We start from the raw sequence: 22597 nt of genomic DNA on the forward strand, positions 1-22597 counted from the left end.
CGCCATGACCACGCTCGCCACCGCCGAAGGCGTCCGCGACGATCACATCGTCGTCCCCATGCCCACCGCGTCCACCACCGCCCGGCTGAGCTTCGACGACGGCCTGGACCAGATCACCCTGCGCTCCGACCCCGCCCAGGCCGATCTCCTGGACGCGCGCTTCGGCACGCCCCTGCCCACGGTGTGGACCTCGGAGGCCAACGTGCACATCGCCTATTCCACCGGTGCGCGCCTGCGGGCCCGCTCCCGTCCCTCCACCCTCACCCTCAACCCCGCCGTGCCGTGGGCGCTGGACGTCCACGGCGGCGCGCGGCACCTGGACGCCGACCTCACCGGCATCGATGTGCTCTCGGTGACGTTCCACTCGGGCGCCGCCCACGTCCGGCTCATGCTGGACCGCCCGGCCCGGGCCCGCGTGATCCGGCTGGCCTCGGTCAAGGACCTGCGGATCGAACGTCCCGCGGACGTGCCGGTCCGCTTGGAGGCGGCCAAGGGCATCACCAAGGTCACGCTGGACGACCAATGGTACGGCGCGGTCGGTGACGGACTGACCCGGTCCACCCACCACTCCGGCACCCCCGGCTACCAGCTGATCATCGCCGGTGGCGCCGACACCGTCACGGTGGAGTCCGTATGAGGCGCCGCACCCTCCTGAAGGCCGGACTCGTCGCCGTACCCGCCACCGCGGCCGCCTCCGCCGGCGGCGTCGGATGGTGGTGGTCCGGCGCCGACCTGAACACCGCCGGGAAGATCCGGTTCGAGAACCGGCTGTTCATCCCGCCACAGGCGCGCTCCCGCCGCGACGCGCACGGCCGGCGCGTGTTCGACCTGCGCGCGTCGCCGGGGCGGCACCGCTTCCGTCCCGGCGCCCCGACCCCCACCTGGGGGATCAACGGCCCGCACCTGGCGCCGACGCTGCGGGCGACCCGAGGCGAGACGGTGCTGGTGCGCTTCCGCAACGATCTGCCGGAGACCACCACCCTGCACTGGCACGGCATGCATCTGCCCGCCCGGATGGACGGCGGCCCCCACCAGCCGGTCAAGCCGGGCGCCACCTGGTCACCGACGTGGACGATCGACCAGCCCGCCGCCACCCTCTGGTACCACCCGCACCCCCACGGCCGCACCGCCGTCCACGTCTACCGCGGTATCGCGGGCCTGTTCATCCTGGACGAGCCGGATCCTCCGGAGCTGCCCGGCCGGTACGGCGTCGACGACGTCCCCGTCATCGTGCGGGACATCAACCTGACCGACGACAACCGGCTCGACGAACGGCACCGCTCCCAGGGCGGCAACGGCATCGTCGGCGACCTCGTCACCGTGAACGGCACGCCGGCCCCGTACCTTCCGGTGACCACCCAGCGGGTCCGGCTGCGGCTGCTCAACGCGTCCAACTCGCGGATCTACCGCTTCGGCTTCGCCTCCGGACGGGAGTTCACCCAGATCGGCACGGACGGGGGCCGGCTGGCGGCACCGCACGAGACCCGCCGGGTGCAGCTCAGCCCGGCCGAACGCGCCGAGATCGTGGTGACCTTGCGGCCCGGGGAGCGGGACGTCCTGCGCAGCTTCCCGCCCCGCACCGGCCTGAACCTCTGGGACCGTCGCTGGACCGGCGGCGACGACACCCTCGACATCCTCCAGCTGCGCGCCGCGCCGCGGCTCACACCGTCGCCACCACTCCCCGACCGGCTCGCCGACCCTCCCCGCCTCGCCGACCCGGCGACGCCACCGGCCCGCCACTTCCGGCTCGCCAAGTACACGATCAACGGCAGGTCCATGGACATGGACCGCATCGACTTCGCCGTCGCCCAGGGCGGCACCGAGGTGTGGGAGGTCACCTCCATCGACGGCAGCCCTCACAACTTCCACGTCCACGACGTGCAGTTCCAGGTGCTGTCGGTCGGCGGCGACGACCCGCCGCCGCACCTGCGCGGCTGGAAGGACACCATCCACACCCCGCCGAACGTCCCCATCCGCATCGCCATGCGCTTCCGGGGCACCCCCGACCCTGCGGCGCCCTTCATGTACCACTGCCACATCCTCAACCACGAGGACCTGGGCCTCATGGGCCAATTCGTCGTCACAGCCAACGGACAAGACCCACGCGCCACAACAAAGCCGTCCCACCAACACTGACCCGACCTACCTTCACGGTGAAGGGCTCGATGGCCAGCGGTATGCCGTTCCGCCTCGGTGAGACGAGCCTCGCGCGGCAGGGAGCCGTCGCCGGCGAGCAGCCGGTGCCAGCCCTCGGGCCGGGCACTCGGAGAAACCGGGCGAGCGCGGTTCCCGTCGATGCCCGTTTCGGGCCGATCGAGGCTTTCAAGACCACAGCGGCCGCACCAGAGGTTCGCCACTTTCGGCGCGCGGCCGTGGCGGCGGGCGAAGTCACCGGGCATTGCGCAGCAGCGAGACCGCGGCCCCGTGCCCGGGCCGACGGACCTTCGGAGTTTGCGAACTACGAAACGGACACTGGTGAGTCCTCGCCGGGTCAGGGCCCCCGCCCCGCCCGCTCCTGGCGGGTCAGGCGCGTACGTAGCGCACGTGCGTGGCTCCCGAGGCGAAGGAACGGTACTCGACCGGGCGCAGCCGCAGTCCGCTTCCCACGGGCAGGAACGGCTTGCCGCCCCCGATGACCACGGGGAGCGCGCACACCCAGAACTCGTCGATCAGGTCCAGCAGGGAGACGGCCAGCTCGGGACCGCCGATCTCGAGGGGGCCGTCGATCTCCCGCTTGAGGCGCGTCACCACGGATACGGCGTCCTTGCGGCGGACGAGCGTGACCCCATCGGGGACGGTCTGAAGGGTATCGGAGAAGACGTACCGCGGCGTCTCCTTGTAGATCTGGGCGAACTCCCGCTCCACGGCCGGGGTGCCTTCCTTGCCGAGCTCCTGCGTCCAGGGCTTCTCCATCATCTCGTACAGCCGCCGCCCGAACAGGAAGGCGGCGGTTTGGCGAGCCTGGTCGTTCGCCGCCTGGTGAGCGTCCTCGGCCGGCTCCGAGAAGCCGATGCTGCCGTCGCGGTCCTCGATGTAGCCGTCGATCGAGGTGTGCATCCCGTAGATGACCTTGCCCATGAAGCTCCTCCTTGGTCGTAGGGGTCGTCCCGGAGTGGAGACCCGATGGAGCACCGGAACTCATCGCAGGCAGGACAGCAAACTGCCAGCCCGGCGGCGGCACAGGGCCCAGTGGCATCCGCCACGGTGACCGCCTCCAACCGGCCCCGCATCGAACCTCTTTCCCTCGAACTCGGCGAGCCCGGAGAAGGCCGCCCCGACGATCGCGGCGTCCTCCGGGTGCACCGGCCGGAGTACTAGCCTTGCAGGAACCGCTGGAGGAATGCGGCGGCGTCAGCGGGTTTGAAGGGCTCGCGATGGCCGGTTGACGGGTCGACGATCTCTGCGGCGCCGTTGTCCCACTCGATGCGCCGGACCTGACTGCGGTAGTTCTCCACCTCGACCATCCGCTGCCGATCTCGTCGATGATCCTGATCTCCCGCTCCGGGCGTGCCCTGGAATACGGGAGAGAAGTGTGCCAAAAAATGCCGTGCGGCCCGGCCAGTTCCGATGGCGCGGACGCCAATGAAGACATTCCGTAAAGCCAGGACCGCCGCCATAAAAGGCGTCGGCGCCGCGACCCATGAATCGTGAGCGGACGTGCGAGGACCCCTGTCGGGGAGCGCGACGAACGAAGAACCGGAAAGGCCGCGGCCGTGGTCGCCGGTGGTGAGCACCGATTGCCCGGTCGGTGTGGCGCACCAGGTGTGGATCGAGGCGTCGATCAGCTGGTTCATCGGGGAGTTCGGCCGCTGGCCGTCGTCGCGGGAGATCGTCCTGCCGAGTCCGGAGCTGCTGTCCGGCCGGTTCACCGGGACGCCGGATCAGATCGACGGCATGGTCGAGGTGGTGTGCGGGCTGATGGGGATCGGCCGGTCCGCGCTCACCGTGGAGCTCTTCGACCGGGCGGGCGGAGATGAGAGCGCGGTGCGCAAGGAGCGTCGCGCCGTAGAGCCCGGCGCCCAGCAGCGTTTCGGTGGCGTTCCCTCGGCGGGCATGCAGGAGCCCGCCGCCGCACTGTCAACGGCCAAGTGCGAGAGCGAGCGTGGGACGTACGGCGCACCGGCCCGTCTCGGCCGACGGCCTGGCTCCACCGGGTGGACGTTCCGCACGGTGTCCGATTTGTGCCAGATCGGGGACGACTGAGAGTGGTGAGGTTACCGTTCGGGGCGACGAACGGAGCGGATCATGACCGTCAAGCGTTCGACCGCAACTGCCGCCGCGCTCATGCTGCTGCTCGCCGGATGCGACGGGGTGGCGACGCCGCCGACGTCCGTCACGTCCACCTCGGCGACGCTGACCGCCGAGGTGAACTGCGCGGCCGACGCTCCGGACAATCCGTGCCTCGGCTGGTTCCAATGGTGGGAGAACGGCCCCACTCCTTCCGTGCAGAGCTCCCAATCCACGCCGATCGGCCCGGCGTCGTCCCCCGTTTCGGAGTTCACGATCACGCACGCGCTGAGCGGTCTGAACCCGGGCGGGCTTTACCACTACCAGGTGTGCGGCTCCGGTGACACCAACATCCCCGCTTCGGGCCCGCTGTGCACCGGGCCGTTCGCCACGCAGGTCAACGTGCCGGGCACCACCCCGTCCGACCTCGGCGACTTCGACGCCTTCCAGACCTTCCGGACGGCCACGAGCACCACCGCCGGGACGTCCGACCTCGGCCGGATCCTCACGGCGGCCGACACGCCCACGAACCGCATCTCCCGCGATGGCGGAGTGAGCGCGGTCTACGCCCCGGGCAAGGCCCTGTGGGTGTTCGGCGACACCGGACTGAACGGCAATCCGTTCCCGAACTCCGTGACCGGCACCGCGGCGATCGGCCCGTTCACCCCCGGGCAGGCGCCCCGCGCGCTCACCGAGGTGCCGACGCCGCCCGCTCCGCCGCGCACGGATCTCACCTCTTCCCAGCCGTTCTTTCCGAATCCGACCGGGTTGAAGAGGCCGGGCAGCCCACCGGTCCCGTGCTCGCCGGGCGGCACCGCCGTCGCCTGGATCGGGGGTGCGGCGGCCATTCCCGGTACCGAGCGGGTGCTGCTGACCTACGGCGAGATGTGCCTGGTGTCAGGCGGAGGAGATTGGCTTCTGCAGCGGATGGTGCTCACCGTGTACGAGCCCGCCAGCAACACGTTCACCGCCCGGTCGGTCCCGTTCGACGTGTCGGCGACCGGCGGCAACCTGCCGCTCGGCCAGGGGCTCAGCTCCCCGATCTTCGGTGGTGACGGCTACCTGTACCTGTTCGACTATGGACGCGGCAGCAACCCCGGAGTGTTCGTGGCCCGCGTCTCCAGCTCCGATCCCAGCCGCTGGGGCAACGCGGCCGACTACCAATGGTGGGCCCAACCGCTCGGCGGCCAGCCGGCCGGCTGGCACGGCTCGGCGCAGGCGGACGGCCACCTGGCGTCGGTGCTCCCGGGCGGGGTCGTGCCCTGGGGGATGGCCGTCCAGGACTACTCCGAGACGACCTCGAAGGGCCTGGCGATGATCGTCCAAACGGGCTTCGGATCCGCTCCCTTCACCGTCTACACCGCCACCTCCCCGACGGGCCCCTGGACCGCCGCCGTCTCAGCGAAGGTCCCCGACACCTGTACCGGCGGGGGCTGGGGCTGCTACACCCTCGTCGGCCATCCGGAGCTGAGCAACAACGACCAACTCGTCTACTCCTGGCTCAGCCCCGGCGACCGCGGCGGCGAAGGCCACCTCCGCCTGGCCGCCGTCCCCTGGCAGTGAGAGGGCCCCGCCAGGCCGGGGAAGGCGCGACGTCCGCGCCCGCAGTGCGTCGGCGGGGCGTCGGCGATCCATTCGCCGATGGCCAGGAGCGAGGTGGCTCCGGCCAGCACCGGGCAGGCCGACAGGGCAAGTCGAGATGAGCATCGACAGCGCGGGATCGGCCGATCGGGGGTATGCGGAGTCGCCCAGCCGCCCGCCACCCGAGCCTACGGAGTCCGTCGGTCCGACGTCCGGGGAACTGGAGGTGTCTGGAGAGCGGCTGGTCACGCGCGCTCTCGATCTGTGCAACGAGACGGCTGTCGTCCAGCGACTGAGCCGACAACAGGGCGGCTTCGTAGGTCTGCGCGGCTTCACGGGAGGCGCCGCCATCCTGCAGCGCCCGGTATGCGGTGGCCATGACGCACAGTGCCCGGCCGGGTGGCGCCGCGGATCAGTGCCGCGGCGAACTTCGACCGGGCGGACCTCGACCGGGCGGACCTCGAGCAGTTCATCGGCGACACCGCGGGCTACACCAAGGCGTGGCTTGTCGTGCAGCGGACAAGGCGCCCGTCCCACCTCCCGAGGCAGCCGCCGGGGAGGTTCCGGGGCACGAGGTGGTCGACCGGTAGCGAGTCGACGCCAGGGCGGCTCTCGTAGCGGGCGCTTCTGGGCGGCTGAAGCGGCGAGTTGTGGCTCGGTGCAGGTGGGGCTGGCGACGCGGCCTGCGGAGCAGGAGTCGGGATATGATGCGTTTGTGAAAGCTGCGGTTCGCTCCAGGTACGGCCCGCCGGAAGTGGTTCGGATCGCCGAGGTGGACGATCCGACAGTCGGAAACAATGCCGTTCTCGTCAGGGTGCACGCGACGACGGTGAACCGGACGGACTGCGCCTACCGCGCTGCCAAGCCCTTCTTCATGCGGGCGGTTACCGGCCTTGTCCGGCCGCGGCGCAAGGTGCTGGGGACCGAGTTCGCCGGAGTAGTGGAGGCGGTGGGCGAGGACGTCGCGTCCTTTGTCGTGGGTGACAGGGTCTTCGGGTACAACGAGGGCGCGTTCGGAACGCATGCCGAGTACCTGGCGGTTCCGGCGGACGGCGCGATCGCGACCATGCCGGCGGGCGTGACGTTCGGGGAGGCCGCTCCCGGTACCGAGGGGTCGCACTATGCGCTTTCCTCCATCAAGAAGACGGGAATCAAGGCCGGGCAGGACGTCTTGGTCTATGGCGCGACCGGCTCCATCGGCTCAGCGGCGGTGCAGTTGTTGAAATCCCTCGACGTCACAGTGACCGCGGTTTGTGACACGGCGAACCTGGAAATGGTGCGCGGCCTGGGCGCCGACCGGGTCGTCGACTATACGGTCGAGGACTTCACCGCGGACGAGCAGCGATATGACGTGGTCATCGACGCGGTCGGTAAAACCACGTTCGGGCAGTGCAGGCGGCTGCTGAGATCCGGTGGAGTTTACGTGTTCTCCGATCTGGGGCCGTGGTGGCAGAACCTCGCCCTTGCGCTCGTCACGCCGTTGCTTCGCGGGAAGAAGGTTCAGCTCGCCGTCCCCCAGCAGGACCAGGAGATGGTGCGGTACGTCCGGGAGTTGATCGAGTCCGGACGGTTCAGGCCGGTCATCGACCGGCGGTATCCGCTGGATCAGATCGTCGACGCCTACCGGTACGTCGAGACCGGGCAGAAGATCGGCAACGTCGTCATCGACGTCGTCCCGCAGACCTGACCGGCCGGAAGACGGCGCCTCCTCTCGCGAGTGCGGTGTGCGGTGGGTTGATGTAACCGACCCCGGCGACCATCATGCGGTCGGAGGTGGGCGGGCGTTCCGGTAACGGCGGGCCGATCAGGCCTGCGACCGGCTCGGCCCGGTCGACGACCTGCTCGGCCAGGTCCCCGGCCAGCGATTCTTCGGCCCTGCCGGGCGTCTGGGTGACCGCGTACTCGTACCGGAGCCGGTCGAGCACGGCACGCGGGTGATGGTGAACAGCCAGGGCGTGAACCGGCGGGGGCCGGCCGGCCGGGGAGGCCCCCGCAACACCCCGATGGGCGGTCCGCCTCCCCCAGGAAAGGGCCGCGAGCGTGGGCGTGGAAGACAACACCGATACCGACACTCGCACGGAGACGACCGACGAACCCGCCTCCCAAGAGCGCCCCAACACGCCGCCCGACAACCCCGGCTCCCCCGGCCAGCCGTCCCGCCCGGAAAGCCTCGCCCGCGCCCGCGAAGAACAGCCGGCCACCGCCGCACAACGCAATGAGACCGGGGACGGCCGCGACGGGCCAACCGGGGAACGCGACGCCCGACCCGCCTCGGCGGGATCTGAGAACGGCAGCGACACACCGCAGATGCCCAATGAACTCCGGCCTGGCGAGGCGGGACGGCCGGACGAGCATGGCGAGCAGCCCGATCCCCGTGACAACGGCGTCCCGGCCGGGGACCAGCAGACCAGCGGCCCAGGTGACCGCGACCGACCCGCAGGGCAGGCCCCCGAGGAACCCGCCGACACCCGCGCACCCGACACCGACCAGCCACCGGCCCACGACCACAAGACGGGCCTGGACCAGTTCATCGAGGACGCGACGGCCGGAGGCATCGGCCAAGGGGCGCCGTGGCCGGCCTGGATCTCGGGGAACCAGTCGGGTCGTCAACGTCTCCGTCACTCGGTGGTGGCGCAGGGTTCCGAGTCAGGGGAACGGTTGTCGTCGGGCGGTCGCACGCTGCCCGAGCGCACCCCGGCCGTAGAGTCCGACAAATGGGACGTCGCCGCATTTCTTGAATCATGATTGGCTGGACCGTTGGTCGTCCTGGATTCAGCATTAATAGGGGACGAAGTAATGGCACAGCAGCCGTAACACGGAGCAGTTCGTATGTGCGGTGTCGAGTGTCTTGTGTGCGTACGTGCAAAGTTCGCACGTGCGCGATTACATGGGGTCCGGTGTGGCCCGGCGTCAGCCCCGCGCGTCAAGGCACACGCCCGGCGAACCGTCCGGCCCGTTGCCCTGGCGGACGGGTTCGCGTCCCCCAGGGAAAGGGCCGCCAGCGTGGGCGTGGAAGACAACACCGGGACCGACACCCGCACCGAGACCACCGACAAGCCCACGGCCCAGGAACGGCCGTACACACCGCCGCCCGACAACCCCGGCTCCCCCGGCCAACCCTCCCGCCGCGAAAGCATCGCCAGCGCCCGCCAGGCCCAACTGGAGAACGGGTCGTCGCAGCCGTCCCAGAGCACCGACACCAGCCCCAAGCCCGCCCAAGAACGCGACGACAAGCCCGCCTCACCACAGACCGGCAGCCAGAGCGAGAAGACCGAGGCGTCCGGCAAGCCCGAAGCCCAGGACAAGGAGCACGACCGCGACGACGGCGAGCCCGGGGACGGGCAGGGCGGCCGGCGGGACGGGCGTGAACAGGAACCACGCTCCCAGGACGACCGCAGCTCGACCGGCGGCAAACCCGACACCGGCCCATCCGGCGCCCGCGACCGGCCCCAGCCCGCGCCCGCCGAACAGGGCACCGACACCCGCACCGAAGCCGCCGACAAGCCCGCCACATCCGAGCGGCAGTGGACGCCGCCGCCCGACAACCCCGGCTCCCCCGGCCAACCCTCCCGCCGCGAAAGCATCGCCAGCGCCCGCGAAGCCCAGTTGGACAACGCATCGCGGCAGGCTGAAGGCACCGACACCAGCAGCGAGCCGCCGCAGGAGCACGACGACCACCCCGCCTCGGCACAGCCCGAGGACGACGGCGTGAACACACCAGCAGCGGGCAAGACCGAGGTTTCCGGCAGCGAGCACAAAGCAGACCGGCCGGTGACCGACGAGGGCGGGCCCGAGTCCGGCGAGTCCACCAGGCAGGACGAGACCGGCACGCAGACACACCGCCGCGACGCCGGCACCCCAGCCAGCGGCCCGATCGGCACCGACACACCCGGCGACCCCAAAGCCGACGAGCTGGAACCTCCAGAGCGTCCCACCGAACCACCGCAAGACTCCGAACAGAACTCCCAGACCGCCGACGGGTCACCCGACGACGGCCACCGAACGCGACCCGAATCAGCCGAGCAACCGGCCACCCCTGGCAACGACACCGGCACCGGCGCCCAAGACGGCGAACCAGGCGACCGCCACACCACCGACAACGCCCCGGCTTCGCCGCAAGAAGCAGACCAGGCCCCAGAAACACCGGAACTCCACGGCGACCAAGACGACGACCATGATAGGAAAGCCGAGGAGCCGGAAAGCAGCGAACCCGCCGATCAAAACAACCCACCAGACCGCGATACAGATCAATCCGGCGAAGCGGAAGAACCCGGCAGAGAGCTGGCTCCCCATGAAGCGAGCACCACAGAAGTGGAGGAGGAGCCCAGACGATTCCAAGGCCGCGTCACCATACCCGTCGACGGCGAAGGCCGACCGATCCCATCAAGCCGCGACACCGAAAACGACACCCCAGACCACGGCGAACCCCGTCGCCCCGAGGACGACCCCGCGTCTCGCGACTATCAAGAGAGTGATCCGGATAATCCGTCTCGAGGCCGCGAGGGTCTCCGCAGATTCCTCAACAAGGCAAATGACGCGAAGGATGCTACTAACAAGTATTCCGAACCAGCCCAACAAAACTTGGAACGAGTTCAACCAACAGGCCAGCTAAGCGGAGCCCGACCCAATACCGACCAGGTAGGGCCACTTCATCAAAGCGCCAAGGTCGGCGATGCCGCGCTCGGAGCAGTAAGCACGATAATCGTGCTGACCCAAATCGCCCGTCATGGCATCAACCTTGCGCGACAGACGAGAAGGAGAGATCATGCCGATAACTGATGAGCAAGTGGCCGTGTTGCGCGCTCAGCTGGCAGGGAACCGCGAGGAGCACCTTAGGTTGATGGAGCAACTCGCTTCCGATGAAGCCAACGTGTACTATACGGCGTTGGTCGCCGCTGCCTTCATCGAGGCAGCTGAGCGGCACTTTATTGAGGACGGAAAAACCGCGGACGAGTCAAACGTTATTGATTTTGTCGCACAAGTGCGAGAAAGGGGTGACGAATCCTCGGAGATCATCAATCCACATATCGCCGAGAGCATGATTCTCGACTTGCTCGGCAAAGGCACTATGGTCGACGCCGACGCGGACACAAAATTCGGTCACCAGATCGTCCTGCTCGCGGCCCTGGTGGGCGAGGAGCAGTTCACTTCTGCCGAGCTTGATGCCTTCTTGCTCAGAGCCCGTTCGCTTGCCGACGAGTTGCTCGGGTAATGGATTACTCGGCCGTTCAGATTCGCGAGGAGAACATCCTGGCGCTGCGCTCGTTCCTGTTGGAGGGGCCGGAAGCGTGGGTGCCTCTCCAAGACGAGATCCAAAAGGACGACGAGACGGCGGCCGGCTACATGTCGCTGCTCCACGGAGCGTTCACCGTCGCGGTTCGTCGAAGGTTCTCGCCAACCTACACCGTTGGTGAGATCGTCCGCTTCGTCGCCGATCTGCGGATCAAGGTGGAAGAAGAAGCGTACCTGATCAACACACTCGTCGCCGAGGACATGATCCGCCGTGCCGTCGACGCCCGGCCGCTAAAGGATGGTGGTCCGGAAGACGTAGAGTCTGTCTTACATTCCCAAGTCTTCATCTTGCTGCACCTCGTCGCCGAGGCGGACTTCGACCGGGCGGGCCTGGAGCAGTTCATCGAGGACGCCACCGCCTACACCCGGGTGTGGCTCGCCGCGCAGCGGGCGGAATCCTCCGGAGCCATCGGCCAGGAGTCGCCGTAGCCGGTCCGGGATCAGTGCGGAACGCTCGGTCGCACGGTTCGCTCTCGGAGAGTGAGGGCACTGGACATCTCTTGCCGCTTCCAGTTGATGCCACGCGGCGCTCCAGCGCGCTTGTGGGCGGGCGACCTAACCTTCGGCGCTGGCCCCATCTGACTGCCTTCGTCGGGCGTGCGACTGGTCGAGTGGGCTGTGGGGTACGTGCTCGCAAATCTGGCACATCTGGATATCTGAGCTCATTTCTTGAGGTTCCCGCCAGGTTCGGGTGGGCGAATCCGTCACGCGCGAAAGGCGCACGTGCGGATATTGGCTGTGGCCTTGTCGTGTCGAGTGTGTGACCGAACGTGACCTTATGATTGCTCGACAGTGGTCGAACACAGAGAGTCAGTGATCGCGGCCAACGTCGTACCGCAGGCTCTGCTGGACCCGGACACCCGGCTGGTGGCGGCGCGGCGGCTGTTCGACTCGCGGAGATCCACGATGGCCATGTCGCTCGCGCGGCAGGCCGCCGATCTGCTGGCGCACGTCCGTCGGGTCATCGAGAGGTCGGGCTTACCCGAGCTCGCCGAGCAGGTCGACCGCCGCACCCCCGACCCGACGGCGGCAGGCTGGCAGCTGCTGCCGGCGGCGTCCGCCGCGATGGCTCTCGCGGCGCGGCTGGCGGCGCGCGGCGACGAAGGGGCGACCGCCGCTGAGCGGTCGATGCGCACGTGGTGGCTGCCGCTGGCCGCGCTGGCGCCCGAGCTCACGGGCATTGACCTGGTCGTCGCCGAGCTGCTCCTGTCCGCTCGCACGCTGGAGTTGTCCGCGGCCCCGCCGGGCGAAGACGTCTAGCCTGGCGGGCATGCACGACAACGGGAGTCTCGCCGAGCGGTTGCGTGGGTTCGCGGCAGAACGCGACTGGGAACAGTTCCACACGCCCAAGAACCTCGCGATGGCCCTGGCCGGTGAGGTCGGCGAACTGCTCGCCGAACTTCAGTGGCTCACCCCCGAGGAGTCGGCGGCGGTGATGGCGGACGCCGAGGCCGCCGCCCGGATCAGGGCCGAACTGGGTGATGTCGCCATCTACCTCACCCGGCTCGCCGATGTCCTCGGCGTCGACCTGATGCGGGCCGCTCACGACAAGCTCGACGCGAGCGGGCGGCGCTACGACGCCGCCACCTACCGCGGGTCGGCTCGTAAGGCACCTCCCATTACCGGGTGAGAAATGTCAGGGATCGCCTATAGCCTTTCGCCGTAAGGAGTTGCGGCCCGACGGGCTTCCGCCGACGCGCCCCGGCGCGGACGCGAGACACGCCCCCATACCGCACGAGTCATTCGTGCTGCCTGGGGGAAGATCCCGTGACGGTTCTCCGTCTCACCGCCGAGTCGCTGCTGTCGCCCGCCGAGCGGAAGTTCGCGCAGATCCTCGCCGAGCAACTGAGGATGAGGGACGGCATCACCGTCTCGGCCTCCGAGAAGCGGTCCTGGGAGCGGAGCCTCCCTGTCGTCGCCCAGGACCTCGTCGACGCGGGGCTGGGCCAGGTGGAGATGCTCATCGAGTACAAGCTGCCCTTGACCAGCAAGCGCGCGGACGTGGTGCTCGCCGGCGTCGATCGCCGCACCGGCGGTGACGCGTATGTGGTCGTCGAGCTCAAGCAGTGGAGCCGCGCCGAAGTGTGGGACGAGGACCCGAGCCGCGTGCTGGTCCACGAAATGACGGGGAAGCCGAAACTCCACCCGTCCCTCCAGGCCAAGGGATACACCGACTACATCTACGGATTCCTGGTCGAACTGGCGAAGCAGCCCGATGCGCTGCATGCCGTGGCGTACCTGCACAATGCGTCACGCGGCGATGTCGCCGATCTCTATGACGCCGTCGAGGACGACCGGACGCGGTTGTTCACGCAGTCGACGCGGGGGGCGTTCGTCGACTACCTGCGCGACCGTTTCGCGCCGGCGCCCGGGCACGTGGCGGCCGACAGGTTCCTGAGCAGCGAGGTGCGGCCGTCCAAGCAGCTTCTGGCGCATGCGGCCAAGGAGATCCGGGACCGCGACCAGTTCGATCTGCTGGACGAGCAGCGCCTGGCGTACGAACTCGTCCTGCACGCGGTCGACAAGGCCCGCAAGGAGGACCTGAAGACCGTCGTGGTGATCACCGGTGGCCCGGGAAGCGGCAAGAGCGTGATCGCGCTGTCGCTGCTCGGCACGCTGTCCGGTCGCGGGCTCTCGGTGCTGCACGCCACCGGTTCCAAGTCGTTCACGCAGACGATGCGCCGGCACGTCGCCAAAGGCTCCCCGCAGACGAAGGCGATGTTCAAGTACTTCAACAACTTCATGGAGGCTGAGCGCAACGGCCTCGACGTCCTGATCTGCGACGAGGCGCACCGCATCCGCGAGGTGTCGGCGAACCGGTACACGGCCGCCAGGCTGCGCACCGGCCGCCCGCAGGTCGACGAACTGATCGACGCCGCGCGGGTCCCGGTGTTCCTGCTCGACGGCCGCCAGAACGTCCGGCCCGGAGAGATGGGGACGCTGGAGGAGATCCGTGACCACGCCGAGGACAAGGGGTTGAACGTCCATCACGTCTCGCTGGACGAGCAGTTCCGGTGCGGTGGGAGCCGCAAGTACGAGGAGTGGGTGCTTCGGCTGCTCGGTCTCCATGAACAGCCGGCCGAGCCGTGGACGGGAGACGACGACTTCGAAGTGTCACTCACCGAGTCCCCGCAGGAGATGGAGGCTCTTCTGCACGCCCAGCACGAGCGCGGGCGCACGGCCCGGATGACCGCCGGATTCTGCTGGCCGTGGAGCAACCCGCGCAAGGATGCCGGAGGTTGGGAACAGTCACTCGTCCCCGACGTGGTGGTCGGCGACTGGGCGCGGCCGTGGAACGTCAAGGGCGACCGGGCAGTCGGTGACGCCCCGCCGAGCGAACTCTGGGCCACGAACCCGGGCGGATTCGGGCAGGTGGGCTGCGTCTATACCGCGCAGGGGTTCGAGTACGACTGGAACGGGGTCATCCTCGGCCCCGACCTGGTCTTCCGGGACGGCAGGCTGGTCGCGAGACGTGAGGCCAGCCGCGACCCCGCCCTGCGGCCGAAGACCGTGACGGACGCGGAGGCCGCGCAACTGATCCGCAACACCTACAAGGTGCTGCTCACCCGCGGCATGGTCGGGACGCTGATCTACTCCGTCGACGCGGAGACACAGGCATACCTGTCACGCCTGGTGCGCTGAGCGTCTCCCCCGTCCGAAGGCGGACAGGCCCAGCGGCGATTACTCCATAGTTCAATCATCTTCCGTTTATATCGCCCTCCTGGGATGTGACCTGACAGAACGTCAGGGTGGGGAGAAAGGGCACGGAGTGGCTCAGCTGGCCGTCGCGAACTCGTTCATGCCGCAGTACGCCAAGCTCGAGCCGAAGGTGCGCAAGGGCGTCGAGGCGGCGGTCGCGAAGTTCGCCCGGCACACGCAGCCGTCTGGGCAGACCATCAGGTTGGTGGGCTTGAGGTCTCTATGCACCAAAGGGCGCCGGTGTGCGACGTTCAGCACGGCGCATACCTGAGCGGCTATCAGGGCCGCCCACGATATGGAGAGTGTCTCCTCCGCGTCGAGGACGTAGTCGACCGTGATGCCCTCGACGTACTGCATCACCAGTTAGAAGCAGCCGTCGTGGCTTCCGAAGTCGTAGACGGTCGGGACGCCGGGGTATTCGAACCAGGCAGTGCTGCGTGCCTCCTATTCGAACCGCCCGACGAGTGACTCGTCCGAAACGCGGGTGAACTTGACCGCGAGGCGCCGGTCGAGGACACGGCCGTAGGCGCGCCACACGTCGCCCATCCCGCCGCGCCCGATCGCCTGATCGAGTTCGTACCGTTCGCGTTCTCCGAGGAGATCGCCCCGCCGCAACGCCCACCTCCTCGCCGTGTCCGCAGCGTACTGGCGTCCGGTGTGAGGCGGCGGGGGGCGGCGTCAACCGGACGGGCGCAGGGTGCCGGCGCCGAGTCCTTCGAGGCCGAGGCGCAGGACGTCCGCGCCCAGGTCGTAGGTTTCGCGGAGGGTGGACTCCAGGTCGGTGAGCCGCCGGAACGCGCGGCCCAGTTCGGTCTGCTCGTCCAGGGTGAGGCGGGGCAGGCGGGCCCGGCGGACGTCGAAGCGGGCGGACGAGGTGGAGCTGCGGAGGCGGGCGCCCTGCGCGCCGAGCAGCAGCCAGCCCGCGACGAAATCGGGGTCGGCCCGGGTCGGTTCGACGCGGACCAGGGCCAGGCCGGGGCCGAGGACGGGGCCGTCCCCGGTCATGACGCGGGCGACGGGGTGGCGGGCGGCCAGGGAGACGACGATGTCGCCGGCGGTTATCGGTACGTGGTCGCCGTCCGGCGCGGCCGTTCCCGTGGGCGTGCCGCCTTGGGCGACGTCTTCGAGGGTCAGGACGGGAACGGTTCCTTCGTCGATCCTCACCTTGGGAGGGGGACGGAGTATCTGGAGCACACCCGCCTTGGCCAGTTCACCGATGGTCGTCATCGGGACGTCGTCGCGCGCCGCGGCCTGGGTGAGGGCAGAGAGTTCGGCGGCCGTTTCCCTTAGTTCGGCGGTTTTCGTTAGCAGGAGGTCCTGTGCGGCGGTGAACGAGCCCTCCGAGGCGGGTGCGGTTCGCTGGGGAAGGTAGCGGGCAGGGGTGAGGTCTACTTCGTCGTCCAGCAGGTCGATGATGCGTACGACGACGCTTACGTCCGTCCCATCGCCCTTGCCTTTGTTGTAGCGGCGCCAGGCGTTCAAAGCGACCTTCGGGAAGTTCTCCGAGTCGGCCGAGGTGTCGACCATCAGGACGTCGTCCGCGGGGCTGTCGCCAGGGGACGGACGGCGCAGAACCCACACGGCGAGTGCGACCGCCATGTTCGGCACCGCACCGGACGGGAGGCCGATGACGGCTCGCAGCGCCCCGCGGCGGAGCAGTTCGGAGCGGACGCGGCGTCCGGAGCGGCGGTTCGCGACGGCAGGGGGCATGAGCAGGACGACGGTTCCGCCGGGCCGGACGTGCGCGAGGCCATGTTGCAGCCACGCCAGTTCCGATTCCATGCGGGGCGGTAGCCCGTACTCCCAGCGGGGGTCGCCGGTGAGCCGCTCGTAGCCCCAGCCGCGGTCGTTGAAGGGCGGGTTGGTGGCGACCAGGTCGACGGTCCGTCCGGGGAAGGCGTCGGCGAGCAGCGAGTCGCCCGGGTGGATCTCGGCGGGGGCGCCGCGCAGGGCGAGCTGGATCGCGGACATGCGCGCGGTCGTGTCGTCGATCTCCTGGCCGAGGAGTTGCTCGACGTCCTTGAACAGCCCGTTCGCCACGGCCAGGTACGCGCCGGTCCCGCAGGCGGGGTCGAGGACGGTGCGGGCGGGGCCGCCGAGGTCGAGCATCAGGCGGACGACCGGTTCGGGTGTGAGGTAGACGCGGCGGCTGTGGTGCTCCAGGTAGCGGGTGCGGAGGAACTCGAACGCCTCGGCGACGCCCAGGTCGTCCACGAGCTGGGAGAGGGCGCGGACGAGGGGGACGGCGTCGTGGGGGGGATCGTCCAGCAACAGGTCGGTGTGGGCGCGGACGGCGTCGGGGAGGGCGGCGGCGATCTTCTCGTCCGGCGCGGACGACAGGCCCCGCCAGTGGCCGGGGTCGGCGCGCAGGTAGAGGAGGAAGGCGCCGGCGAAGGTGAGGACGTCGGCGAGTTCGACGTCGCCGTACGCGGCGGCGCGGAGGGTCTGCCAGACGCGTTCGCGGACGGGCGAGTCGGCGAGTTTGCCCTGGCCGCGGAGCCAGTCTTCGACTTCGGCGAGGGAGAACGTGGGGCTGACCGCCGTGCCGCCGACCGGCTGGGGGAAGTCGTCGTGGCGGCGGCGCCAGTTGCTCACCGCGGCCCGCCCGACCGCGGCCAGCCGCGCGATATCGGCCGCGGTCACCGTCGCGTCGTGCGGCACGGGCACTCCCATCAGCGGACAAGCCTCGATGATCTCCACCTTAGCGCCTACCACGGCCGTAGCCGCGGTTGATCTCGTTCACGCCGGCGCTGTGGCCACTCCTTGGCGAAGCTACTGTGGACGGCCTTCTTTCGGTTGATTGCGTTCACAGTATTGTGTGTGGTTTGCTGTGTACAGCCGATCCGCTTCCCCCGAGATCAGCGGAGTTGATCCCGATGCTCGTCCCGACGATGTCCCTGCGAGAGTTCGATGACGCCCAGAGCCGCATGCCGCCTGACCTCGCCGAGCGCACCCAGCGGATGCGCGCCTGCGCGACGCGGGCCGCCCGGTGCGGATGCTGCGGCGTCGCGCGGCGACTGCTGTGGCTGTGCTTCGCCGCCGTCCGGCACGGCGACGACGAGATCGCCGAAATGCTCGTCACCGAGGCCGAGCACTACCTCGGCGGCGGGCGGCACCCCGGGAACTGCCCGCAGGCACCGCGTCCCGCCGTGCGCGCCGAGAGGGCGCCGGCGCAGGGGCAGGTGCCCGGCTGGTCCGGGATGCCGGGCGCCCTCGTCGCCGCGACCGACGCGAGTTGGAAGCGGGGCACCTGCGGGATCGGCTACGTCGTCGGCGACGGCCGCTGGGGCATGCGGGGCTGGACGTTCGGCCCGCAGGACCCGACCGGCCCCCGCCGGGTGCTGGTCGGCGAACTGCGGGCCGTGGCCCTGCTGCTCGACCGTGTCGAGGACGGCCGGGACCTGGTGCTCCTCGTCGACAGCCTGTCCGCGCTGCGTTTCCTGCGGGCGTGGCGGCGCGGCGACACCGGCCTGATGCCGGACGGCTACGACCTGCGGCCCCGTCGATCCGGGGCGGCGCCGTCGCTGGTCCGGCTGGCCCGGCAGGTCGTGGGACGGCCCGGGCTGCGGCTGGAGCACGTCAAGGGCCACTCCGGCCACCCGCTCAACGAGACCGCGGACTCCCTGGCGTCCATCGCCCGGCGCCGCGTCACCGAGACCTTCGATTCCACCGCCCGCGCCGAGGGCCTCGTCGAGGCGTTCCTGCACGCGTGGCACCGCACCGGCGGCATCGCCGCCTGAACATCCTGGAGCCCGACATGAACCCCGGCCAGCACGGCCCGTACGGCCCCCGCCGTCCCGGCCCGCCGCCCATGCCCATGCCCGCGTTCGCGGTGCCGCCGCAGAAGCAGCGCGGCAAGGATGCCTGTACGCCCTCATCGGAGCTGCCGCGACGCTGTTCCTGATGGTGTCGTGCGTGGCGATCGTGGCCAGTGGCGGCGCGTCCGCCCCGGACGCGCTCGCCGATACGCCCCCGGCGCCGACTCCCTGGCCGCCTCGTGCGCCCCGCTCGCCTTCCCCGCCCGCGTGACCGTAGGGCGGCTTATCGAGGAGGAACCGCGATGAGCCTGACGCAAAGCGACTACACCGATATCGGGATGCTGGTCGGCCGGTCGATGCGCCCGACCCAGCGCCCTGGCCGGAACCCCGAGTACCAGTTCCGCCGACCTCGATACGTTCCGCACCTCGTACGCCAGAGAGTCATTCACGACTGCGCTTCCAGGCTCTGCACCGCTTCCATCGCCTTCGCACTGACTTCAGGGGCTCGCACTCCGTGCTCCCGCTCCGCCGGAACCGTGTGGTGATCGCCGCACAAGCTTGCCGGATGCGCCATAGCTGATGACGTCGGGCGCGCGGCGGCGTAGTATCCCGCGTGATCGCCAGTCGTCGGACCTCCCCGGCCCAGGCCGGGCGTCCGCTCGCTCCGGCCTGGGAGATCCGCGACGTGGTGGTCTCCCTCGCCAGTGCGAACCCGGCCTACGCCACTCCGCATGGATTCACGGATGGTCCCCGAACGCCTACTGGGCGCTATGAGCGTGGACGGAGCGGGCTGATGGTTGACGACATCGTCGACTCGACACCGGAGCGAGAGGTACCGGCCGCCGGACCGCCCGCGGCAGCGACCGGCCGTGCGCCTTTGGAACGCCGGCTGGTAGGGGCGTTACCGACGGGACTGATCGGCCGCCTGGTCCGGGCGGTCTATCCGCGGCTGGAGCCCGAGCTGGGGCGGCTGCCCGAGTACGTGCCGACCGGGGGCACCGCGGTCGACGTCGGGGGATGGTTCGGTCCGTGGACGCGGCGCCTGGCGGGCCGGGCGGACCGGGTGGTGACCATCGAGCCCGATCCGCGGCTGGCCGGGCTGCTGCGCCGCACGTTCCCCCGGGTCGAGGTCGTGCAGGCCGCCGCGTCCGACGAGTGCGGCACGATCGACCTGTGGATCCCCGACAGCCGCGCCTTGGCGGGGATCTCCTCGGTATCGGGCGATGCCGGCCGTCCCGTGAGCGTCACCCGGGTCACCGTGGACAGCCTCGGGCTCACCGACGTCCGCTTCATCAAGCTGGACGTCGAGGGGCACGAGCTGAACGCGCTGCTCGGCGCCGCCGAGACTATCGCGCGCGACCGACCCAATCTGCTGGTCGAGGTGGAGGAGCGGCACCGGCAGATGCCGGACGTGATCGCCCTGATGCGGCGCTGGGACTACACCGGCCACGTGCTACTGGACTCCGTCTGGACGCCGCTGGCCGACTTCGACCTGAGCGCCCACCAGCGGGACACGGTGCGCGAACTGGACCGCGGATTTTTCGGCAGAATGCTGCGGCCCGGCAGGCGCTACATCAATTCCGTGCTGTTCACCAGCGAATCCCACCCGGCTTTCTCCACAACTTGCAACTGAGTGCCGATGTCACCTGACGGTTGCCGGTCGGCATGGGCAAGTGATCGCGCTGTCGCCGTTGTCCGCCAGATCTCTGGGCAGTCCTGGGTGGTGCGACTGTCGCCCACCTCGGCGGCCGTCTTCCCCAACCGCCGGTGGAACCCCGCGCCGTGGTCGGCTTCCCATGGGCTGGACAGCGTGGCCGCCAACGGTCAATCGACCAAGGCCGTGTCCTAGCCTCAGTGTTCGCGGACGGTTGCTGGAGACTGGCGTTCGGGTGCGGGCGTGGCGGTCAGTTGAGGGAGGTTGCTTGTGCGGGCAGGCGAGGTGGCGATCGAGGATCTGGAGGCTCTGCGCGTTCCGCTGACCGGCTATTGCTACCGGCTGCTGGGCTCTGCGGCGGACACGGACGACGCGGTTCAGGAGACCTTGATCCGAGCGTCGTCCAGGCGCGACCGGTTCGACCCGAGCAGGGCAAGGTTGAGCACCTGGGTCCATCGGATCGCCACTAATGTCTGCATCGACATGCTTCGGGCGGCGAAGCGTCGGGCCCTGGTCATGGACGTGGGGTCGGTGACGGCCCAGAACTCGGGCCTCGGTGCGCCGCTTCCGCCGGAGGTGTGGGTGGAGCCGATGCCCGACTCGCGTCTGCTGGGCGGCCAGGACCCGGGTGACGTGGCCCTGGAGCGGGAGTCGGTTCGGCTGGCGTTCATCGCGGCGCTTCAGCATCTGGCTCCTCGTCAGCGGGCCGTCCTGGTGCTGCGTGACGTCCTGGTGTTCACCGCCCGGGAGACCGCCGAGATCCTCGGCACCACGGTGCCCGCGGTGAACAGCGCGTTGCAGCGTGCGCGGGCCTCGCTGGAGGCCAACCGGCCTGACCCCTTCGACCTCTACGACCCCGAAGACGCCGGTCAGCGTGATCTGCTTCGCAGGTATGTGGCTGCTTTCGAGTCCCATGACATCGCCGGGTTGACCGCGGTGATGCGTGAGGACGCGGTGGCTTCGATGCCGCCGTTCCAGTGGCGGCTGGAAGGCGCACAGAAGATCGCTGCGGTCGCCGGGGCCAGCGACTCCTGCGCGGGCGCGCGGCTGGTGCCATGCCGCATCAACGGCGCCCCGGGGTTCGGGCAATACCGGCCCGGCGACGACGGCGTCCTCCGCCCGTTCGCTCTCGTTTCGGTCGACATACGGGACGAACTGATCACCCAACTGGTGACGTTCCTCGGTACCCAGCACCGTTTCGCCGAGTTCGGCCTCCCGGAGTGCCTCCGAGGTGCGGAGCACGCCACCGTGTGACCGATGAGTTCTCGCCCAACGCGTCGTACAAGTCGATGAACACCCTGACGACGCGGAAGGACCAGCTCGATGGAAACAACCTCGGCTCACCTGACCAGCGAGACCCGGGCAGAGCGGGAGCGGCTCGCCGGCCTGCTCGGCGACCTCACGCCGGAGCAGTGGGACATGCCGTCCCTGTGCGACGGGTGGCGGGTCCGTGAGGTGGTCGCCCACATGACGATGCCGTTCCGGACCAAGCCGATCGGAGTGATGGCAGGTCTGGTCCGGGCAGGGTTCTCGTTCAACCGGTACGCCGATCGGGATGCCCGATCAGCGGCCCGGACGATGAGCGAGGCCGAACTCGTCGACCTTCTCCGGCGCAACATCGACCACCCCTGGCGGCCACCCGGTGGCGGGCAGGCGGGTGCCCTCAGCCACGACGTCATCCACGGCCTCGACTTCACCGAACCGCTCGGCCTCCCCTCGGCACCGGCCGAGCGCCTCGCGCTGGTTCTGGCATCGACCGGTCCACGGCAGCTGAAGCACTTCGGGGTCGACCTCGGCGGGAGGAAACTGGCCGCCACCGACTCCGACGCGGTCGTCGGTGAGGGATCCACCGTCGTCGCGATGACGTCCAAGGACGTCCTCCTCGTGGTCACCGGACGGCGTCCCATCGGGAGATGATCACGGGGGCGGATCGATGAAACGAGGCGGACTTCAGTCGAGCACGGCGATGGCTTCGACCTCGACCATGAGGTCGGGCTCGCCCAAGGCCGCGACGCCCAGCAGCGTGATCGGCTTGACGGGGTCGACTCCCAGTTTCTCCGCTGCCCGCGCGACTCCCTCGCCCAGCAGCGGCATCTTGTCCGCGCTCCAGTCGACGACATAGATGGTCAGCTTGGCCACGTCGTCGAACGACCCGCCGATCTCGGCCAGTGCCGTGCCCACGTTCAGATAGGCCTGCTCGACCTGGGCCGCGAAGTCGCCCTCGCCGACCTTCCGGCCCTGAGCATCCCGCGCGACCTGCCCGGCGAGGAACACCGTCCTCGATCCGGTGGCGATCGAGAGCTGCCGGTACACCTCGGGCTTCGGTAGTCCGTCGGGGTTGATGAGCGTCACGGCCATGGGCGTATCTCCTTGTCGTCGATGCAGT

23 protein-coding genes are annotated in these 22597 nt (G+C 69.5%); 16 read left to right on the top strand and 7 right to left on the bottom strand.

Going from position 1 to position 22597, the window contains the following annotated elements; translation table 11 throughout:
• The first annotated feature begins 4 nt into the window (after window positions 1-4).
• Window positions 5-637 carry a hypothetical protein gene (locus ACTWPP_RS34260; RefSeq protein ID WP_443108549.1) on the top strand — a complete coding sequence of 211 codons (633 nt, stop codon included), beginning with the start codon at window positions 5-7 and terminating at the stop codon, window positions 635-637.
• On the top strand, window positions 634-2136 hold the full coding sequence (locus ACTWPP_RS34265; protein ID WP_443108550.1) for a multicopper oxidase family protein: 1503 nt from the start codon (window positions 634-636) through the stop codon (window positions 2134-2136). The genes ACTWPP_RS34260 and ACTWPP_RS34265 overlap by 4 nt, the downstream gene beginning before the upstream one ends.
• A gap of 387 nt (window positions 2137-2523) precedes the next feature.
• On the opposite strand, the gene ACTWPP_RS34270 is transcribed toward ACTWPP_RS34265, so the two are convergent.
• Both ACTWPP_RS34270 and ACTWPP_RS34275 read right to left on the bottom strand, forming a co-directional pair.
• The gene (locus tag ACTWPP_RS34270) at window positions 2524-3078 is read right to left on the bottom strand and encodes a dihydrofolate reductase family protein (protein WP_443108551.1); all 555 of its coding nucleotides are present in this window, start codon (window positions 3076-3078) and stop codon (window positions 2524-2526) included.
• A gap of 236 nt (window positions 3079-3314) precedes the next feature.
• Window positions 3315-3794: a hypothetical protein gene (locus ACTWPP_RS34275; RefSeq protein WP_443108552.1), complete on the bottom strand. Its 480-nt coding sequence runs from the start codon at window positions 3792-3794 to the stop codon at window positions 3315-3317.
• Here ACTWPP_RS34275 and ACTWPP_RS34280 point away from each other — a divergent pair.
• The 3 genes from ACTWPP_RS34280 (at window position 3763) to ACTWPP_RS34290 (ending at window position 7495) form a co-directional block, all read left to right on the top strand.
• Entirely contained in the window at window positions 3763-4203 is a 441-nt protein-coding gene (locus ACTWPP_RS34280; protein WP_443108553.1) for a hypothetical protein, read from the top strand. The genes ACTWPP_RS34275 and ACTWPP_RS34280 overlap by 32 nt on opposite strands.
• A 42-nt stretch (window positions 4204-4245) precedes the next feature.
• Window positions 4246-5790 carry a hypothetical protein gene (locus tag ACTWPP_RS34285; RefSeq protein WP_443108554.1) on the top strand — a complete coding sequence of 515 codons (1545 nt, stop codon included), beginning with the start codon at window positions 4246-4248 and terminating at the stop codon, window positions 5788-5790.
• 676 nt (window positions 5791-6466) lie between these two features.
• The gene (locus ACTWPP_RS34290; protein WP_443108555.1) at window positions 6467-7495 is read left to right on the top strand and encodes an NAD(P)-dependent alcohol dehydrogenase; all 1029 of its coding nucleotides are present in this window, start codon (window positions 6467-6469) and stop codon (window positions 7493-7495) included.
• On the opposite strand, the gene ACTWPP_RS34295 is transcribed toward ACTWPP_RS34290, so the two are convergent.
• Window positions 7470-7733 (bottom strand): hypothetical protein, encoded by a 264-nt coding sequence (locus ACTWPP_RS34295; protein WP_443108556.1) that lies wholly within the window; start codon window positions 7731-7733, stop codon window positions 7470-7472. The genes ACTWPP_RS34290 and ACTWPP_RS34295 overlap by 26 nt on opposite strands.
• A 115-nt stretch (window positions 7734-7848) precedes the next feature.
• On the opposite strand from ACTWPP_RS34295, the gene ACTWPP_RS34300 reads away from it, so the two are divergent.
• The 7 genes from ACTWPP_RS34300 to ACTWPP_RS34330 all read left to right on the top strand — a co-directional run bounded on the left by ACTWPP_RS34300 (window position 7849) and on the right by ACTWPP_RS34330 (window position 14742).
• Window positions 7849-8553 (top strand): hypothetical protein, encoded by a 705-nt coding sequence (locus ACTWPP_RS34300; RefSeq protein ID WP_443108557.1) that lies wholly within the window; start codon window positions 7849-7851, stop codon window positions 8551-8553.
• Window positions 8554-8811: 258 nt separating this feature from the next.
• Window positions 8812-10587 carry a hypothetical protein gene (locus ACTWPP_RS34305; RefSeq protein WP_443108558.1) on the top strand — a complete coding sequence of 592 codons (1776 nt, stop codon included), beginning with the start codon at window positions 8812-8814 and terminating at the stop codon, window positions 10585-10587.
• Window positions 10574-11020: a hypothetical protein gene (locus tag ACTWPP_RS34310; RefSeq protein WP_443108559.1), complete on the top strand. Its 447-nt coding sequence runs from the start codon at window positions 10574-10576 to the stop codon at window positions 11018-11020. Before ACTWPP_RS34305 ends, ACTWPP_RS34310 begins: the two co-directional genes overlap by 14 nt.
• Complete coding sequence (locus tag ACTWPP_RS34315) at window positions 11020-11529, top strand: hypothetical protein (RefSeq protein WP_443108560.1); 510 nt, start codon at window positions 11020-11022, stop codon at window positions 11527-11529. The genes ACTWPP_RS34310 and ACTWPP_RS34315 overlap by 1 nt, the downstream gene beginning before the upstream one ends.
• Window positions 11530-11892: 363 nt before the next feature.
• Window positions 11893-12360 (top strand): hypothetical protein, encoded by a 468-nt coding sequence (locus ACTWPP_RS34320; protein ID WP_443108561.1) that lies wholly within the window; start codon window positions 11893-11895, stop codon window positions 12358-12360.
• A 10-nt stretch (window positions 12361-12370) separates the two neighbouring features.
• Entirely contained in the window at window positions 12371-12730 is a 360-nt protein-coding gene (locus ACTWPP_RS34325) for a nucleotide pyrophosphohydrolase (protein ID WP_443108562.1), read from the top strand.
• A gap of 137 nt (window positions 12731-12867) precedes the next feature.
• Entirely contained in the window at window positions 12868-14742 is a 1875-nt protein-coding gene (locus ACTWPP_RS34330) for a DNA/RNA helicase domain-containing protein (protein WP_443108563.1), read from the top strand.
• Window positions 14743-14874: 132 nt separating this feature from the next.
• Here ACTWPP_RS34330 and ACTWPP_RS34335 read toward each other — a convergent pair whose 3' ends face one another.
• The 3 genes from ACTWPP_RS34335 to ACTWPP_RS34345 all read right to left on the bottom strand — a co-directional run bounded on the left by ACTWPP_RS34335 (window position 14875) and on the right by ACTWPP_RS34345 (window position 17460).
• Window positions 14875-15156 carry a protein kinase domain-containing protein gene (locus tag ACTWPP_RS34335; protein WP_443108564.1) on the bottom strand — a complete coding sequence of 94 codons (282 nt, stop codon included), beginning with the start codon at window positions 15154-15156 and terminating at the stop codon, window positions 14875-14877.
• A gap of 87 nt (window positions 15157-15243) precedes the next feature.
• On the bottom strand, window positions 15244-15414 hold the full coding sequence (locus ACTWPP_RS34340) for a hypothetical protein (RefSeq protein ID WP_443108565.1): 171 nt from the start codon (window positions 15412-15414) through the stop codon (window positions 15244-15246).
• Window positions 15415-15477: 63 nt separating this feature from the next.
• Complete coding sequence (locus ACTWPP_RS34345; RefSeq protein ID WP_443108566.1) at window positions 15478-17460, bottom strand: N-6 DNA methylase; 1983 nt, start codon at window positions 17458-17460, stop codon at window positions 15478-15480.
• 215 nt (window positions 17461-17675) lie between these two features.
• Here ACTWPP_RS34345 and ACTWPP_RS34350 point away from each other — a divergent pair, with 215 nt between their 5' ends.
• The 4 genes from ACTWPP_RS34350 (at window position 17676) to ACTWPP_RS34365 (ending at window position 22128) form a co-directional block, all read left to right on the top strand.
• On the top strand, window positions 17676-18539 hold the full coding sequence (locus ACTWPP_RS34350; protein ID WP_443108567.1) for a ribonuclease HI: 864 nt from the start codon (window positions 17676-17678) through the stop codon (window positions 18537-18539).
• Between the two features lie 811 nt (window positions 18540-19350).
• Window positions 19351-20190 carry an FkbM family methyltransferase gene (locus tag ACTWPP_RS34355; RefSeq protein ID WP_443108568.1) on the top strand — a complete coding sequence of 280 codons (840 nt, stop codon included), beginning with the start codon at window positions 19351-19353 and terminating at the stop codon, window positions 20188-20190.
• A gap of 291 nt (window positions 20191-20481) precedes the next feature.
• The gene (locus tag ACTWPP_RS34360; protein WP_443108569.1) at window positions 20482-21465 is read left to right on the top strand and encodes an RNA polymerase subunit sigma-70; all 984 of its coding nucleotides are present in this window, start codon (window positions 20482-20484) and stop codon (window positions 21463-21465) included.
• A 69-nt stretch (window positions 21466-21534) separates the two neighbouring features.
• Window positions 21535-22128: a maleylpyruvate isomerase family mycothiol-dependent enzyme gene (locus ACTWPP_RS34365; RefSeq protein ID WP_443108570.1), complete on the top strand. Its 594-nt coding sequence runs from the start codon at window positions 21535-21537 to the stop codon at window positions 22126-22128.
• 33 nt (window positions 22129-22161) lie between these two features.
• Here ACTWPP_RS34365 and ACTWPP_RS34370 read toward each other — a convergent pair whose 3' ends face one another.
• The gene (locus tag ACTWPP_RS34370) at window positions 22162-22569 is read right to left on the bottom strand and encodes a RidA family protein (protein WP_443108571.1); all 408 of its coding nucleotides are present in this window, start codon (window positions 22567-22569) and stop codon (window positions 22162-22164) included.
• Window positions 22570-22597: the final 28 nt, after the last annotated feature.

The organism is Actinomadura sp. 3N407 (genome assembly GCF_052245875.1).
Lineage (GTDB): Bacteria > Actinomycetota > Actinomycetes > Streptosporangiales > Streptosporangiaceae > Spirillospora.

What these genes read in the sequence shown, in the direction of transcription:
- ACTWPP_RS34260 (WP_443108549.1), top strand. Translation starts at nt 5, where the DNA reads ATGACCACGCTCGCCACCGCCGAAGGCGTCCGCGACGATCACATCGTC.
- ACTWPP_RS34265 (WP_443108550.1), top strand. Translation starts at nt 634, where the DNA reads ATGAGGCGCCGCACCCTCCTGAAGGCCGGACTCGTCGCCGTACCCGCC.
- ACTWPP_RS34270 (WP_443108551.1), bottom strand. Translation starts at nt 3,078, where the DNA reads ATGGGCAAGGTCATCTACGGGATGCACACCTCGATCGACGGCTACATC.
- ACTWPP_RS34275 (WP_443108552.1), bottom strand. Translation starts at nt 3,794, where the DNA reads ATGAACCAGCTGATCGACGCCTCGATCCACACCTGGTGCGCCACACCG.
- ACTWPP_RS34285 (WP_443108554.1), top strand. Translation starts at nt 4,246, where the DNA reads ATGACCGTCAAGCGTTCGACCGCAACTGCCGCCGCGCTCATGCTGCTG.
- ACTWPP_RS34310 (WP_443108559.1), top strand. Translation starts at nt 10,574, where the DNA reads ATGCCGATAACTGATGAGCAAGTGGCCGTGTTGCGCGCTCAGCTGGCA.
- ACTWPP_RS34315 (WP_443108560.1), top strand. Translation starts at nt 11,020, where the DNA reads ATGGATTACTCGGCCGTTCAGATTCGCGAGGAGAACATCCTGGCGCTG.
- ACTWPP_RS34325 (WP_443108562.1), top strand. Translation starts at nt 12,371, where the DNA reads ATGCACGACAACGGGAGTCTCGCCGAGCGGTTGCGTGGGTTCGCGGCA.
- ACTWPP_RS34335 (WP_443108564.1), bottom strand. Translation starts at nt 15,156, where the DNA reads ATGCAGTACGTCGAGGGCATCACGGTCGACTACGTCCTCGACGCGGAG.
- ACTWPP_RS34350 (WP_443108567.1), top strand. Translation starts at nt 17,676, where the DNA reads ATGCTCGTCCCGACGATGTCCCTGCGAGAGTTCGATGACGCCCAGAGC.
- ACTWPP_RS34355 (WP_443108568.1), top strand. Translation starts at nt 19,351, where the DNA reads ATGGTTGACGACATCGTCGACTCGACACCGGAGCGAGAGGTACCGGCC.
- ACTWPP_RS34365 (WP_443108570.1), top strand. Translation starts at nt 21,535, where the DNA reads ATGGAAACAACCTCGGCTCACCTGACCAGCGAGACCCGGGCAGAGCGG.
- ACTWPP_RS34370 (WP_443108571.1), bottom strand. Translation starts at nt 22,569, where the DNA reads ATGGCCGTGACGCTCATCAACCCCGACGGACTACCGAAGCCCGAGGTG.